Below are 14,290 nucleotides of genomic sequence, written 5' to 3'. Positions count from 1 at the left end.
CTCGTTGAAGTTTGAGAGTCCGGCACTATGGACATTCTGTCGCTGAGCGTTTACTTTCCGTAGTGGTGCTTGGCCAACGGGGACCAAGTGCTGGTGTGAGGAGGACAGGATGTCGGGGCGTTTCCGGGTCGGCGCCGCACTTGCCGGGGTCGTCGTCCTGACGGCCGGCGGGCTGGTCGCGGCGAACTGGGCCACCGCGGACACGCGGAACAAGACCGGGCCTCAGACCGCGCACCAGAAGCCGTCCGCGAAGACCGGAGTGGACCCGCTGGTCGCGGAGACCCTGGAGTCGGAGCTCGGCTCCGACTCGGGTGTCGTGGGCAGCTACTACGACGACTCCGGCGAGCTGATCGTCGCGGTGTCCGACCTGTCGACGGCGGCCCTCGTCCGCCGGATCGGCGCGGTCCCGCGACTGGTCAAGTTCACCGCCAAGCAGCTGAACGCCGTACAGGGCGAGCTGAACCGGCTGGCCGTCACGTCGAGCGCCGGCAAGGTGCGGTCCTGGTACGTCGACCCGGTGTCGGGGACCGTGGTGGTCTCGGTGCCGAGAGGTGTGCACGACTCGATCACCGACCGGTTCCTGTCCCGCGCGCTCGCGAACGGCGAGCGGGTGACCCTGCGCAGGGTGTCCGGGACGGTCCGGCTGACCGCGGACGACTTCAGCCTGCGCGGCGGCGTACAGGTCACCAAGAACACCGGGTACATGTGCTCGCTCGGGTTCAACGCCAAGACCCGCAAGGGCAACCGGATCTTCCTGACCGCGGGGCACTGCACGTCCGGCAAGCCGTCGTTCTCCCGCAACGGGTACGTCCTCGGCAACACGTCGACCTCGAGCTTCCCGGGCCACGACTTCGGGTCGGTCGGCGTGATCGAGGGCTGGGACCAGCAGGGGTACGTCGAGGGCTGGGGCAACGGGAACGTCGCGGTCAAGGGGATCGCGGACGCCACCGTCGGCTCCACGCTGTGCAAGTCGGGCAAGAGCACCGGCTGGACCTGCGGGCGGATCGTCGCCCGGAACGTGACGGTCAACTACGGGAACAACCGCGTCGTCCGCGGGCTGTTCCAGCACACCGCCTGCGTCGAGTCGGGTGATTCCGGCGGCGCCAGCATGACCGGGAACTACGCCCAGGGCATCACCAGCGGCGCGGCGCTGATCGACGGGAAGTGCCTGGAGAAGTACGGCCAGACCAACGAGTCGTACGCCCAGCCCATCGCCCCGGCGCTCCAGTCGACCAAGTCCCGCCTGATCCTCGCGAACTGATCCCAGGCGACACGCACCCTTTCTCGCTCACGGGAAATCGGCGGCTGGTTGCTGAGGTGTCCGTAGGGGCTACTACGGTGTGTGGGTGAGAACTGAGCCGTGGGGTCACGTGGACGGGTTGCCGGTGCTGGACCGGTGTCTCGTCATGGGTGTCGTGAACGTGACGCCGGACTCGTTCTCGGACGGCGGCGAGTGGTTCGAGCCGAGCGCCGCGATCAAGCACGGCCGGGAGTTGCTGGCCGAGGGCGCCGATCTGCTGGACGTGGGTGGTGAGTCGACCCGCCCGCGGGCCGTGCGGCCGTCGCAGGAGGAGGAGATCCGCCGGGTGATCCCGGTCGTCGAGGCCCTCGCCGCTGAGGGCGCGATCATCTCCGTCGACACCATGCGGTCCCAGGTCGCGGAGCTCGTCCTCGACGCCGGCGCCACGATGATCAACGACGTGTCCGGCGGGCTGGCCGATCCGGACATGCTCCCGCTGATCGCCGAGCGCGGATCGCCGTACCTGTGCATGCACTGGCGCGGGCACTCGGTCGACATGCAGAACAAGGCGGAGTACGACGACGTGGTGGCCGAGGTCATCGCCGAGCTCGGTGAACGCCTCGATGTGATCCGCCGGGCGGGGATCGACCTGAACCGGGTCGCCCTCGACCCCGGCCTCGGATTCGCGAAGAACGCGGACCACAACTGGGAGATTCTGCGCCGGTTGCGGGAATTCGCCGTACTGGAAAGACCGTTACTGATCGGTGCGTCCCGGAAGACGTTCCTCGGTAGGCTGCTCGCCGACGAGCAGACCGGTGAACCCAGACCGGCCGTACGACGAGACGACGCGAGCGTGGCCGTATCCGCCCTGGCCGCCGCCGCAGGTGCCTGGTGTGTCCGGGCGCACGCGGTGGCACCGAGTGCGGACGCGGTCCGGGTGGCTAAGAGATGGGGAACTGTATGACGGACGGACCGCGGCAGGACGGGACTCCCAAGCGGCCGCCCAGCGCCACGGTGCAGGACGTCGTACTGCGTGCCAACACCGCGTTCTACAACGCGTTCGAGGCCGGAGACCTGGACCTGATGGCCGCCGTCTGGCTGCCGGAACCCGATCCCGTCTGCATCCATCCGGGCAACGCGGCGATCTCCGGGTACGCCGAGCTGATGCGGGCCTGGGCGATGATCTTCGCGAACACGCCGTACATCCAGTTCTTCCTCACCGACGTGCAGGTACGGGTGGATGAAGACGTGGCCTACGTCACGTGTACGGAGAATGTCCTGTCGTCGGGTGAAGGGGCCCCGGAGGACGGGTTCGCGGGCGGAAAGGCGCTGGCCACAAACGTTTTCCGTCGAACTTCTACCGGCTGGCGGTTGTGGATCCACCATGCCTCACCGGTACTGTCGTCTGGGGGTCAATCGGAGGAGGCGGAATGAGTGGTCCCGTGACCTCCCCTGATGTGATCGAGATCCGGGGCATCCGAGGTTTCGGGCGCCACGGGGTGTTCGACCACGAGCGGGCCGACGGACAGGAGTTCGTCGTGGACGTCCGGCTGGAGCTGGACACCCGGGCCGCCGCGGCTTCCGACGACCTGGCCGACACCGTGAACTACGGGGTGGTGGCCGAGCAGGTGCACCAGGCGATCGAGACCGACCCGGTGGACCTGATCGAGACCCTCGCCCAGCGCATCGCCGATCTCTGTCTCGCCGACAAGCGGGTGACAGCGACGGCCGTGACCATCCACAAACCCTCGGCGCCGATCACGGTGCCGTTCGACGACGTTGTCCTGACCGTGCAGCGCAGAGCCGGAGAATCCTCGTGACTGAGACCCCAAGTCCCCACGTCATCGACGCGGACACCCTGAGCGGTGGCCTGAAGCCGATCCGCCAGGTGATCCTGTCGCTCGGCAGCAATCTCGGCGACCGTGAGGCGAACCTGCAGGGCGCGGTCGACGCACTGCGGGACACCCCGGACGTCGTGGTGGTCGATGTCTCGCCGGTCTACGAGACCCAACCGGTCGGTGGCCCGGACGAGTCCGGTCCCTACCTGAACGTCGTCCTGCTGGCCGACTCGACGTTGGGCGTCGACCTGTTGCTCGAGCGGGCGCACGCGGTCGAGCAGGCGTTCGGCCGGGAGCGCAGCGTGCCGGGCGCGCCGCGGACCCTCGACGTCGACCTGATCACCTACGGGCAGAAGACGATCGAGACCGACGAGCTGACGATTCCGCATCCGCGGGCGCACGAGCGCGCGTTCGTGCTGGCACCGTGGCTCGACATCGAGCGGGACGCCGTACTGCCGGGCCACGGTCCGGTCGCGGAGCTGCTCGCCAAGGTCGGGACCGACGGTGTGACCAAGCTCGACATCGAGCTGCAGTAGTGGTGTCCGGCGGTACCGAGCCCGATCGGGCACCCAGAAACGGCGACAAACCGGAGCCGCCGCGCCCGGGCTCGGTGCGGCCGACGTCACGACGGTTGCTGATCGCGATCGCCGTCCTCGGGATCGCCGTCGGCCTGACGATGGTGAAGGCGATCGAGGCCGGCGGCGGGATCGCGCCGGCGGTGTCCTGGCTGACGTTGATCGCCTGGGGGTTCCTGGCCGCGCTGCTGTTCGCCGCGGCCCGCAACACCCACCAGCGGGTCCAGGTACGCCGGGAGCGGATCGAGTCGTCGCGCGCGGTCTTCCTGTTGATGATCGGGAAGGCGAGCGCCTTTGTCGGCGCGTTGTGCGCCGGTGTTTACGCAGGGTTCGCGTTAAGCTTCCTGCAGGCGATGGGCTCCTCCGGGCCTCGCAACCGGGTCATCATGGCGGGTGCGGCGGCGGTGGTCTCAGTGCTGGTCGTCACGGCCGGATTGTTGCTCGAACGCGCGTGTCGTGTTCCCGAGGACCCCGACGAGACCCCTTAACATGCGGTCCATGGGTTCCAGGGGTAGCCGCCGTCGAACCAGGACCACAGTTCTCACCGTCGCCAACGGTTTGCTGATCGTTGTCTGTCTGGGCGTGAGTATCGCGCTCTTCTCGCAGAACGCCTGGATTCTCCGGGCTGCCGCAGGTGGGGCCGTTCTGGTCGCGATCGCTGCTACGTTCCTGTTCCGCCACCAGTTGCTGGTCGAGCGGCTCGCGCACTCCGACGAGCGCGCGCAGGTCGCGCAGGAGTACTCGCGGATCACCAGTGCCCGGGTCGTCGAGAACGCGGAGTTCGTCGACCTGATGCAGCGCCGGCTGGACAAGATCGACCAGCGCCTCGACAAGATCGACGAGGAAGTCGCGACCGTCGTCGCCGCCGGCGACAAGCACTCGCAGGCCGACGCCCCGACCGTCGTAGACCTCAAGCTCCGAGGCCTGGCCGCGTCCTGATCCCAGCCCCATACTGCGGTGATGGGGCTGGATGCGAACTACCCGGCTGTGACGATGAACGATCCGAACGGGCACGTCACGGTCTACAACGAGGACCATCTGCCGATCGGGCAACTGGGGCCGACGCCGTACGAGTCTCCGTCGGTGAACGTGACGTGCCGGCGCAAGGCATGGGACGACCTGTACTGGTACCGCCTGCTGAACCCCGAGGGCTTCCCGTTCCCGGCGGACGAGGCGTACGTCGGCGCCGACGAGACCCACGAACTGAACCCCGGCCAGCCGTACCCGATCCCGGACTGCGCGAGCGGCTGCCCGATCAAGATCGCGCAGGCGGCAGGCGCCGGACTGCTGGTGATCGGAGGAGCCGCCGCGGCCGCGGCGTGGCGTCGAAGGGCGAGATCACTCGGTACGGCGTAGCCGCGGTCGCGTAGGTTCTAGCGTGTGGATCTCGCGAAGCTGCTGAAGGTTGCCGGAGCTGCCGTCGAGCGTGGGCGGGCGGTGACACAGAGCCGTGCGGTCGGGGAGTTGACGTTCAAGGGCGACCGGGACATGGCGTCCGAGGTGGACTTCGCCGTGGAGCGGGAGGTGCGGGCCTTCCTCGAGCGGGAGACGCCGGAGATCGGCGTACTCGGCGAGGAGGAGGGCGGTGCCACCGACGGGACGCGCTGGGTGCTGGACCCGGTCGACGGGACGGTCAACTTCATCCACGGCGTACCGCTCTGGGCGATCTCGCTCGGGCTGATCCACGAGGGCCGCGCCGTCGCGGGCGTGATCGACCACCCGGCGCTCGGTACGACGTACGCCGCGGCCGAGGGACTGGGCGCGACCTGTAACGGCAAGGCGATCCGGGGCAGTCAATGCACCGACCTCGAGAACGCGTTGGTTGCCGTGGGCGACTATGCGGTCGGACCGAACGCGGAAGCGGTGAACGCCGAGCGAGCGGCGCTGACCCAGCGTCTGGTCCCGCGGGTGCAGCGCCTACGCATGATCGGTACGGCGGCCACCGCGCTGACGTGGACCGCGAACGGGTACTTCGACGCGCTGATCATGTTCTCCAACAAGCCCTGGGACACGATGGCCGGCGTGGCCATCTGCCGCGAGGCCGGCGTCACCGTCCTGGACCTCGACGGCACCGACCACGCCCCCGAGTCCCGCGGCGTCTTCGCCGTCGCCAACGACCTCCGCGAACCCCTCCAGGAGCTCATCAACGCCTGACGCTCCGTGGCGGGGAAACAAGTTTGCATATCGCGACGACTTTTCTCCCCACCGGTCAGCGGACCGGTCAGCGGACCGGGCAGCGGACCGGGCAGGTGGGGCTGCAGGGGTGGGCGGGGATGGTTGGGTCTTTGCGGCGGCTCACCTGGAGGACCTGTACGGCGGCGGTGCACGGGCGGCTGATGATGTCGAGCCAGCCGTAGCGCAAGGTGACCTCTGACCGCAGAGCCGCACGGTTGTCCCGTGCGAGGTCCCGCCACCGCTGGCCAGGCGCGAAGTGGAAGCGCCCGTCGAGTTCGACGACGAGTCCGACCGGCTCGTACGCGACGTCGGTGAACTCTTGATCCACAGCACGCTGCCGGCGCCCCGGCGGCAACCCGTGTGCTCGTTCGACGTCGCGTAGATAGCGGAGCTCCAGCAGCGAATGGGTTCCCTCGGCGACATCGGCGAGGATCGACCTCAGTGCCGCGCGGTGACGGAGCTGCGTCCGACCGTCGAGTGCGTTCAGTATCTCGGCCGGCCTGACTCGGCCGCTCTGGCAGGCCTCGGCGACGATCGCTGCCGCATCGTCCAGCGAGCGGGAGATGCCGACGATCTCCAGAACGGCCTCAGCGGGTCGGCTTCGCGGTGGGACAACCGCGGCCAACCGGACTTCCCAGTGCTTGTCCCGGGTGATGACGAGCCCCGGCCGTGCGCGAACGCGTCGGCGCCAGGGAATGGTCACGTACACCGGGCCGCGCCCGTCGCGTTTGATCAGGCCGAACTGTTCTGCGGCGGTGTAGTGGCTCCAGGCAACTTCAGGTCCGGCGTAGAGCAGCGCGGCGACGATCCGTTCGTCGTACCCGAGTGGGCCGGTATGGGTCGCGTAGACCCCGGGATGAACGATCTGCCATCGTCGGCTCCGCAGCCGGCGGCGAATCTCGGAGTCCGATCGGCCCGCTGCGAGCAGTTGGGTGCGGGAGACGATCCGCTGCTGCTCGTGGATCAGTACCTCGAGGCCCTCGTCATCGAGTTGTCGCCGCCACCACCAGTCCATTCGCTCCAGGGTGACGGATCCCGTCGCCCCGCCGCAGACCCCCTGTGGATAACCCCGTGGCGCCGGAGGTGGGGTAAGAAGTCGTCGCTATTTGCAAATTTGTTTCCCCACGGGCGCCGCTACTTGTCGATGTCGCCGACGACGAAGAACATGCTGCCGAGAATGGCGATCATGTCGGGGATCATGGTGCCGGGGAGCAGGGCGGGGAGTGCGGAGATGTTGTTGAAGCTGGCCGAGCGGAGCTTCAGGCGCCAGGGGGTCTTGTCACCGCGGGACACCAGGTAGTAGCCGTTGATGCCGAGCGGGCTCTCGGTCCAGGCGTAGGTCTGGCCCTCGGGGACCTTGAGGATCTTCGGCAGCCGGACGTTGACCGGTCCGGCCGGCAGCGTGGACAGCTTGTCGAGGCAGGCGTCGACCAGGTCGAGCGACACCTTGACCTGGTCGAGCAGTACGGCGAAGCGGGCGAAGCAGTCGCCTTCGGGGCGGGTGACGACGCGCAGCACGTCCTGCAGTTCGCCGTACGCCAGGTACGGCTCGTCGCGGCGGAGGTCGGCGTCCACCCCGGAGGCGCGGGCGATCGGCCCGGAGACGCCGTACTGCGCGACCAGTTCGGGGGAGAGTTTGCCGACGCCGACCGTGCGGCCGCGGAAGATCTCGTTGCCGAGGATGAGGTCCTCGATGTCAGGCAGCCGGGTCCGGACCGCCTTGGAGGCGGCAGTGGCGCGGCCCAGCCAGCCGTAGGGCAGGTCCTCCTTCAGGCCGCCGACCCGGTTGAACATGTAGTGCATCCGGCCGCCGGACAGCTCCTCCATCACGGCCTGGATGGTCTCGCGCTCGCGGAACGCGTAGAACACCGGCGTGATCGCGCCGAGCTCGAGCGGGTACGAGCCGAGGAACATCAGGTGGTTCAGGATCCGGTTCAGCTCGGCCAGCAGGGTCCGCAGCCAGACCGCCCGGACGGGGACCTCGAGACCCATCATCCGCTCGACCGCGTGCACGACGCCGAGCTCGTTCGAGAAAGCGGACAGCCAGTCGTGCCGGTTCGCGAGGACGATGATCTGCCGGTAGTCGCGGACCTCGAACAGCTTCTCCGCGCCGCGGTGCATGTAGCCGATGATCGGCTCGCAGCCGACGATCCGCTCGCCGTCGAGGGTCAGCCGCAGCCGCAGTACGCCGTGCGTCGCCGGGTGCTGGGGACCGATGTTGAGCACCATGTCGGAGGTCGCCAGCTCCGAGCCGGCGCCGGTCCCGCCCCGCTCGTACGCCGGGTCGAATCCAGCCGCTCCCGCGCCGACTCCGACCACTCTTTCGGTACTCATGACCACTATCGTGACAGGCTTTACCCGTGGACGACCTCTTCGCACCCTCGGATGTCAGTTGGACGCTGGTCTCGCCCAAGCTCGCCACGCTGCGGCGGCTGAACGCGGCGATCGTCGCCGGGCTGGTCGCGATCGTGGCGCTGGTAGCGCTCGGCCTGACGCTGAGCTGGCTGTACGGCGTGCTCGCGGTCGTGGTGATCGCACTGGTCCTCGGCTGGTCGTGGGTGCTGATCGGACGCAACCAGAAGTCGTGGAGGTACGCCGAGCGCGAGGACGAGCTGCTCGTCAGCCACGGCGTGATGTTCCGCGAGCTGGTCGTCGTACCGTACGGCCGGATGCAGTTCGTGGACGTGACCGCCGGGCCGCTGGAGCGGGCGTACGGGATGGCCACCGTGGAGCTGCACACGGCGACGCCGGCCACCGACGCGAAGATCCCGGGGCTGCATCCGGACGAGGCCGGCCGGCTCCGTGACCGGTTGTCCGCCCTCGGTCAGGCGCAGGCGTGGGGCCTGTGACGCAAGAACCGGTGACACAGCAGACCGTCGAGGTCGTCGGCCAGCGGCTTCACCCACTCACCCCCTTCGTCAAGGGATGGGGTTACTTCGTCGTCGCGGCCTTCGCCCTGGTTAACAACGAGGGTCTGCGGAGCAACCTGAAGATCGCGGGCATCGGCCTGGCCGGTGTGCTCGTCGGCGGCATCCTGCTCGGCGCACTGTCCTGGTGGTTCACCAAGTGGCAGTTGACTGCCGACGCGATCCGGGTGGACAGCGGGTTCCTGTTCCGCCGGACCCGGATCATCCGGTTCGACCGGATCCAGGCGATCGACGTGGCGCAGCCGTTCGTCGCGCGGCTTTTCGGCATGGCCGAGCTGCGGATGGACGTGGCCGGTGGCGGCAAGAGCGACGGCAAGCTGAGCTACTTCCGGTACGAGGAGGCGCAGCAGGTCCGCACCACACTGCTGGTCCGCGCCAAGGGCGAGCAGGCCGCTGAGCAGCAGGAGCACGATCAGCAGGCCGAGGCGGCGGCCCCGCCGCTGCTGACGGTCCCGACCAACCGCCTGCTCGGTGCGACGCTGCTGTCCTCCACCGTGGTCGGTAGCGCCGGCGCACTGATCTGGCTGATCGTCGCGACCATGGTGCTGGACTTCCACGTCGGACTGTTCGCCGGTCTGCCGCTCCTGCTCGGTGTGGTGCAGCCGATCTGGAAGCAGGTCGTGGGGAACCACGGGTTCACTCTGTCCGAGTCGAGCCACGGTCTGCGGACCAAACGCGGACTGTTCGACGTCCAGCGCCAGACCGTACCGCCTGGCCGCGTGCAGGGCCTGCTGATCACCGAGCCGCTGATCTGGCGGCTGCTCGGCTGGTCCCGGGTCGAGCTGGACATCGCGGGTGTGGCCGGTCAGAAGGAGGACGGCGACGACGCGCTGGAGGGCGCACAACTGCTGCCGGTCGGCGAGCGTGCCGAAGTGGCCTACGTCCTCGCGCGGGTGCTACCTGGCTTCGACCTGAGCCGCATCCAGATGCACCCGGCACCGGAGCGCGCCAAGTGGCTGCGTCCGATCGGCTGGCGCTACCTGACGTACGGCGTCGACGACCAGGTCATGGTCACCACGCGCGGCTGGGTGAGCCGCCGTACGTCGATTGTGCTGCACCACAAGACGCAGTCGGTCCGGCTGGAACAGGGACCGATCCAGCGGCGCCTGGGCTTGGCCAACGTGCACGTGGACACCCCACTGGGTCCGACCGACGCCACGGCGCTGCACCGCGACCAGGTGGAGGCTGCGGCGCTCGTGGCGGCTCAGGCGGACAGGGCGCGAGAGGCCCGTCGTACGGTGGCCGCGTCGGTCGCTGTCCAGACCCAGCCGAACCCGCCGAGCCCGGACGGGTCCAGCAACTCGGCAGCCTCCCCGGCTGACGACAGCTCGGACAGGTAGCGCAGCGGCTCGGTCTGAGCCAGCTCCAAGCTCGGACGGGCTCCACTGACGCCCAGAGCTCGCAGGGCGTCCCGCTGGCTCAGGATCGTGCCGCCAAGCGAGTCAAGTGCCACATGGGCTGTGATGTCGCAGCTGCCGTCGGGGTCGGGTGAGCACTCACGACCGGAGCGGAAACCGGTCAGGGTTCCGTACGGCGGCCTGGCCGACTTCACGTGCCCGTAGTCGATGGCGATCGCGACTGCGCCGTCCGCGAGCCGCCGGACCACGTCCTGCCAGGCCTCGTCACGTGCCCTGCCGACCTCCGCCCGGTCACCGGGCTCGCCGGGCCACCACTCCCGCAACCAGTCCAGGTCGTTGCCGTCCACAACGTCCCTGGGTGTCAGGTCAGCGGCCAGATAGCGCGGTACGCCGTCCGCGTCCCACTCGACCACCTCACACGGGACGTTGTCGAGCCACTCGTTGGCGATGACCAGTCCGGTCAGGCGATCGGGCAGCTGGTCGTCCAGCTCGATTTCGACAACCCTTAGGCCCTCTGCGCGCAGGACCTTGCCCAGCTCGCCAGAACCTGCGGCGATGTCCACGACCTCGTCCAGACCGAGCTGACCGGCCAGCCGCGCGACGGCCTGCCCGAACAGGGCAGATGCGTGGACCGACGTACGGAAATGCGCAGACGGGCGCTCCCGGCGGTAGAAACCGCCAGGGCCGTACAGAGCCTGTTGCCAGGCGTCTCGGAAGGTCTCGGTCATCAGGTGCCGTTCGGAGAGGATTGGACCGCCACGATCCTAGGATCAGGCATCGTGGCGAAACTTCCGGAGGAGCTCGCGGTCCTGTTCGAGGGTGATCCGGCATTCGATGTGGTCGGCGCCGAACCGCCGTACGTCGTCACTCCGGAGTGGCTCGACGCGACGAAGGCCAAGGTCGCGGATCTGGTGGACCGCCCAACGCTGGGCAGGGTGTCGGCCAGCAACAAGTACTTCATCGAGGGCTCACCGCTGCTGGTGGACACGTTCTACTTCGTGTTCAAGAGCCTCTGGCCCGCGCTCGGCATCCTCGTCGGCGGCGCGCGGAACCTGCACTTCCTGCTGCTCAACCAGTGGCGCGAGGAGCCGCAGGAGATCGACACCGACATCGCCAACTGGCGCGAGACCGGCGCGTCCTTCGACATTCCGTACCCGCTCCGGCGGGATCGGGATTCGCAGGAGGAGGTCATCCGGTCCTGCCGGGAGATGCTGGACCTGCTGACCGGCATCCCGGGACTGGAGGCCCGCCGGACGACGATGGCGTCCATGCTGGACCACGTCCTGGCGAGTCCGGAGCTGATCGACCTGCACCTCACGCAGTCCCGGCCGACGGTGCTGAAGCGCTGGATCGAGGAGTTCGGCGACGACGACATCCGCCAGATCTACCCGAACCTGTCCGGCAATCCGCTCGACCTGATGGTGCACGGTATGAACCGGCTGCAGGCGGCGTACGCGCGGATCGCAGCGGTGACACCCGAGGCGGAGAAGCCGTTCGCGGAGGAGATCGCCGGCCTGCTCCAGCAGATCGGGCGGACCGACCTGCCCGCCGGGCTCTCGTTCTCGACGCTGGGCCCGTCCGGGACCGCAGAGGTCCAGGCGGCGCTCGACAAGGCGAAGACGCGGCCGGATCCGGCCGAGTGGCGACGTCGGCGGCAGGCCTGGATGATCCGGGCGGTCGAGGCCGGAGCGCCCTACGACGCCCGCGAGTACCTGGCCGCGATGTACCAGGTCGGCGCGAGCCTCAACGGGCTTCCGGACAAGGCGAAGGCGTCGAAGGAGCTGTACATGGTCGCCGGTTTCCTCCGGGGACTGCGCGACCTGCACTCGTTCCGGCCGCCGAAGGCCGTGGTCGAGGCGGAGGCGCCGGACAAGCTGCGGGCGGATGTACCGGCGGCCGGCGACCCGATCGCCGACCTGAACGAGATGACCGGTCTGGGCGTCGTGAAGGCCCGCGTGCACGAACTGGTCGCGGAGGCGAAGGTTGCCAAGCTGCGCGCCGAAGCCGGGCTGCGGCTGCCGAAGCCGATGGGGCACCTGGTCTTCAGCGGCAACCCGGGCACCGGCAAGACCACGGTCGCCCGGATCCTCGCCGAGGTCTACCGGGACCTGGGCATGCTCTCGTCGGGCCACCTGGTCGAGGTGGGGCGGGCGGACCTGATCGCGTCGTACATCGGCCAGACGGCGCCGCGGGTGACCGAGGTGGTCGAGCGTTCGCTGGGCGGCGTGCTGTTCATCGACGAGGCGTACTCGCTGTTCAACGGTTCCGGGCGGGACTACGGCCGGGAGGCAGTCGCCACCCTGATCCAGTTGATGGAGACGCACCGCGACAACCTGGTCGTGGTGATGGCCGGCTACCCGAACGAGATGTACTCGCTGGTGGACAGCAACCCCGGGCTCAAGTCGCGGATCCGGACGTTCGTGAACTTCCCGGACTACACCGACGCCGAGCTGCACCAGATCTTCCTGCAGGCGGCCGAGCAGGCCGGATTCGTGCTCGGCGCCGGGGTGTCCGAGCAGGCGCTCGCCGCGCTGCACAAGGCGCCCCGGGCACCTGGGTTCGGCAACGCACGGACGGTACGGACGTTGCTCGAGCGGATCGCGACGCTGCAGGCGGTCCGGCTGTCCACGCTGGAGTCCCCGACCATGGAGCAGGTCCGGACGATCGAGCGGTCCGACGTCGCCGATCTGACCGACGAGAACCTGGGCGACCTGCCGCGCCACGAGCACCCGCGGTCCGAGCTCGCGGCGATGACCGGGCTCGCCGAGGTCAAGGCGACCGTGGAGCGACTGGCCGCGGAGGCGCAGGCCGACGTACTGCGGTCCAAGGCCGGGATGCCGCCGGCCGAGCGGTCCCGGCACATGGTGTTCACCGGCAACCCGGGCACCGGCAAGACCACAGTGGCCCGGCTGCTCGCGGAGATCTACCGGGACCTCGGTCTGCTCGGTGTCGGCCACCTGGTGGAGACGAGCGGTAACGAGCTCATGGGCCAGTACATCGGCCAGACCGCGCCGAAGGTGAAGCGCCTGGTGGAGCAGGCCCTGGGCGGCGTGCTGTTCATCGACGAGGCGTACACACTGGCGGACGCGCGCGGCTACGGGGCCGATGCGCTCGCCACGCTGATCAAGCTGATGGAGGAGCACCGCGAGGACCTGGTTGTGGTGCTGGCCGGGTACACCGAGCCGATGGAGGGGCTGTTCCTGCAGAACCCTGGGCTGCGTTCGCGGGTGCCGACGACGTTGGAGTTCCCGGACTACTCGTCGCCGGAGCTGCAGGAGATCTTCCAGTACCTGAGCGGCAAGGCCGGGTACCTCTTGGCCGACGGGGTCGTGGAGCGGGTCGGCTCGTTGCTGGATCGGGTCCGGCACATGGCCGAGTTCGGGAACGGACGGGACGTGCGGAACCTGTTCGAGGCCACGGTGTCGGAGCAGGCCGTCCGGATCGGTGCGCTCACCGACCCGAGCGTCGACCAGGTGCGTGAGCTGATGCCGGCCGACGTACCCGCGGACTGGCAGGCCAAGAAGGCTGCTGGTGCTGTGGGCTTCCAGGTCAGGAAGTAGCGGACCCCAGCGGTACGGCGCCGAGCTGGTGCCACACACCCTCCGCGTCCTCGCGCCACAGCTCCAGCTCGGTCAGCTGGACGGTCGGGGCCGGTGCTGCAGCCAGGGCGGCGTTCGCCTCTGCCACCACGGCCGGACCGCCTTGGGTGGACGACGAGATGGTCAGGTGCGGATGCGCGTCCGGGAACTCACCGCCGTACGGCGGGCACTCGGGGAAGGCGTCGAAGACGGACAGGAGTATCGAGCGGACCTTGTCGAACGGCTCCGGCTTCAACCACGCCGTACCGTTCGGGAACTGACCCGCGGTCGGGAAGCTGAGCTCGAACGGCTCGATCGACGCGACGGCTGCCTGGAGCCGGGCCAGGTCGGTGTCGGTGGGCTCGGCAACCCAGGGCACCAGCACAGTCACGTGCGGCGGGATGAGCTCGGTCAACGGGACCTGTGGTCTCGCAGTCGACCGTGACACCGAACGCCAACGCTCTGTGTACTCCGCCAGCTCGGGAACTGTGATCAGAATCGCGGTCAATTCGGCACCCGCTGCCCACGCATCACTCACCGCCCCATGCTCTCATCACTGAGGGCATGGCTGATGGCTCCGCGCCTACTGCGGGGCACTC

Annotated in this window: 15 protein-coding genes and 1 pseudogene; 12 read left to right on the top strand and 4 right to left on the bottom strand. The window is 68.8% G+C overall.

Translation table 11 applies throughout. The features are described from left to right. The first annotated feature begins 109 nt into the window (after positions 1–109). From OHB24_RS07600 to OHB24_RS07560, 9 genes are all read left to right on the top strand, one after another. Positions 110–1,261: a S1 family peptidase gene (locus OHB24_RS07600; protein ID WP_327638230.1), complete on the top strand. Its 1,152-nt coding sequence runs from the start codon at positions 110–112 to the stop codon at positions 1,259–1,261. 145 nt (positions 1,262–1,406) lie between these two features. Next, entirely contained in the window at positions 1,407–2,204 is a 798-nt protein-coding gene (gene folP / locus OHB24_RS07595; RefSeq protein WP_327641027.1) for a dihydropteroate synthase, read from the top strand. Beyond that, complete coding sequence (locus tag OHB24_RS07590) at positions 2,201–2,674, top strand: nuclear transport factor 2 family protein (RefSeq protein WP_327638229.1); 474 nt, start codon at positions 2,201–2,203, stop codon at positions 2,672–2,674. Before folP ends, OHB24_RS07590 begins: the two co-directional genes overlap by 4 nt. After that, positions 2,671–3,060, top strand: coding sequence for a dihydroneopterin aldolase (folB, locus tag OHB24_RS07585; protein ID WP_131335513.1), 390 nt, complete (start codon positions 2,671–2,673; stop codon positions 3,058–3,060). Before OHB24_RS07590 ends, folB begins: the two co-directional genes overlap by 4 nt. After that, positions 3,057–3,614, top strand: coding sequence for a 2-amino-4-hydroxy-6-hydroxymethyldihydropteridine diphosphokinase (gene folK, locus OHB24_RS07580; protein ID WP_327638228.1), 558 nt, complete (start codon positions 3,057–3,059; stop codon positions 3,612–3,614). Before folB ends, folK begins: the two co-directional genes overlap by 4 nt. A gap of 2 nt (positions 3,615–3,616) precedes the next feature. Continuing rightward, a complete protein-coding gene (locus OHB24_RS07575) occupies positions 3,617–4,141 on the top strand; it encodes a DUF3180 domain-containing protein (protein WP_327638227.1) in 525 nt (174 codons plus the stop codon). 10 nt (positions 4,142–4,151) lie between these two features. Then, positions 4,152–4,592, top strand: a complete 441-nt coding sequence (locus tag OHB24_RS07570) for a hypothetical protein (protein WP_327638226.1) — start codon at positions 4,152–4,154, stop codon at positions 4,590–4,592. 21 nt (positions 4,593–4,613) lie between these two features. Next, positions 4,614–5,009: a hypothetical protein gene (locus OHB24_RS07565; protein WP_131335510.1), complete on the top strand. Its 396-nt coding sequence runs from the start codon at positions 4,614–4,616 to the stop codon at positions 5,007–5,009. Between the two features lie 24 nt (positions 5,010–5,033). After that, positions 5,034–5,807 (top strand): inositol monophosphatase family protein, encoded by a 774-nt coding sequence (locus OHB24_RS07560; RefSeq protein WP_327638225.1) that lies wholly within the window; start codon positions 5,034–5,036, stop codon positions 5,805–5,807. A gap of 67 nt (positions 5,808–5,874) precedes the next feature. On the opposite strand, the gene OHB24_RS07555 is transcribed toward OHB24_RS07560, so the two are convergent. Both OHB24_RS07555 and OHB24_RS07550 read right to left on the bottom strand, forming a co-directional pair. After that, positions 5,875–6,843, bottom strand: coding sequence for a hypothetical protein (locus tag OHB24_RS07555; RefSeq protein ID WP_327638224.1), 969 nt, complete (start codon positions 6,841–6,843; stop codon positions 5,875–5,877). 119 nt (positions 6,844–6,962) lie between these two features. Beyond that, entirely contained in the window at positions 6,963–8,162 is a 1,200-nt protein-coding gene (locus OHB24_RS07550) for an NADH-quinone oxidoreductase subunit D (protein ID WP_327638223.1), read from the bottom strand. A gap of 26 nt (positions 8,163–8,188) precedes the next feature. Here OHB24_RS07550 and OHB24_RS07545 point away from each other — a divergent pair, with 26 nt between their 5' ends. After that, on the top strand, positions 8,189–8,677 hold the full coding sequence (locus OHB24_RS07545) for a PH domain-containing protein (protein ID WP_327638222.1): 489 nt from the start codon (positions 8,189–8,191) through the stop codon (positions 8,675–8,677). Then, positions 8,674–10,095, top strand: a complete 1,422-nt coding sequence (locus OHB24_RS07540; RefSeq protein WP_327638221.1) for a PH domain-containing protein — start codon at positions 8,674–8,676, stop codon at positions 10,093–10,095. The genes OHB24_RS07545 and OHB24_RS07540 overlap by 4 nt, the downstream gene beginning before the upstream one ends. Before the next feature lie 107 nt (positions 10,096–10,202). Here the strand turns inward: OHB24_RS07540 and OHB24_RS07535 are convergent. Continuing rightward, a pseudogene (locus OHB24_RS07535) lies at positions 10,203–10,841 on the bottom strand (SAM-dependent methyltransferase); the annotation flags it as partial. Between the two features lie 51 nt (positions 10,842–10,892). Here OHB24_RS07535 and OHB24_RS07530 point away from each other — a divergent pair. Beyond that, complete coding sequence (locus OHB24_RS07530; RefSeq protein ID WP_327638220.1) at positions 10,893–13,673, top strand: AAA family ATPase; 2,781 nt, start codon at positions 10,893–10,895, stop codon at positions 13,671–13,673. Here OHB24_RS07530 and OHB24_RS07525 read toward each other — a convergent pair. After that, positions 13,663–14,229 carry a 2'-5' RNA ligase family protein gene (locus OHB24_RS07525; protein WP_327638219.1) on the bottom strand — a complete coding sequence of 189 codons (567 nt, stop codon included), beginning with the start codon at positions 14,227–14,229 and terminating at the stop codon, positions 13,663–13,665. The genes OHB24_RS07530 and OHB24_RS07525 overlap by 11 nt on opposite strands. Positions 14,230–14,290: the final 61 nt, after the last annotated feature.

The sequence above is a fragment of the Kribbella sp. NBC_00482 genome (assembly GCF_036013725.1).
Lineage (GTDB): Bacteria > Actinomycetota > Actinomycetes > Propionibacteriales > Kribbellaceae > Kribbella.
The sequence above is the reverse complement of the archived record's forward strand: the minus strand, read 5'-3'. Positions and strand labels throughout refer to the sequence as shown.

What these genes read in the sequence shown, in the direction of transcription:
- OHB24_RS07600 (WP_327638230.1), top strand. Translation starts at nt 110, where the DNA reads ATGTCGGGGCGTTTCCGGGTCGGCGCCGCACTTGCCGGGGTCGTCGTC.
- folP (WP_327641027.1), top strand. Translation starts at nt 1,407, where the DNA reads ATGGGTGTCGTGAACGTGACGCCGGACTCGTTCTCGGACGGCGGCGAG.
- OHB24_RS07590 (WP_327638229.1), top strand. Translation starts at nt 2,201, where the DNA reads ATGACGGACGGACCGCGGCAGGACGGGACTCCCAAGCGGCCGCCCAGC.
- folB (WP_131335513.1), top strand. Translation starts at nt 2,671, where the DNA reads ATGAGTGGTCCCGTGACCTCCCCTGATGTGATCGAGATCCGGGGCATC.
- OHB24_RS07570 (WP_327638226.1), top strand. Translation starts at nt 4,152, where the DNA reads ATGGGTTCCAGGGGTAGCCGCCGTCGAACCAGGACCACAGTTCTCACC.
- OHB24_RS07565 (WP_131335510.1), top strand. Translation starts at nt 4,614, where the DNA reads ATGGGGCTGGATGCGAACTACCCGGCTGTGACGATGAACGATCCGAAC.
- OHB24_RS07555 (WP_327638224.1), bottom strand. Translation starts at nt 6,843, where the DNA reads ATGGACTGGTGGTGGCGGCGACAACTCGATGACGAGGGCCTCGAGGTA.
- OHB24_RS07550 (WP_327638223.1), bottom strand. Translation starts at nt 8,162, where the DNA reads ATGAGTACCGAAAGAGTGGTCGGAGTCGGCGCGGGAGCGGCTGGATTC.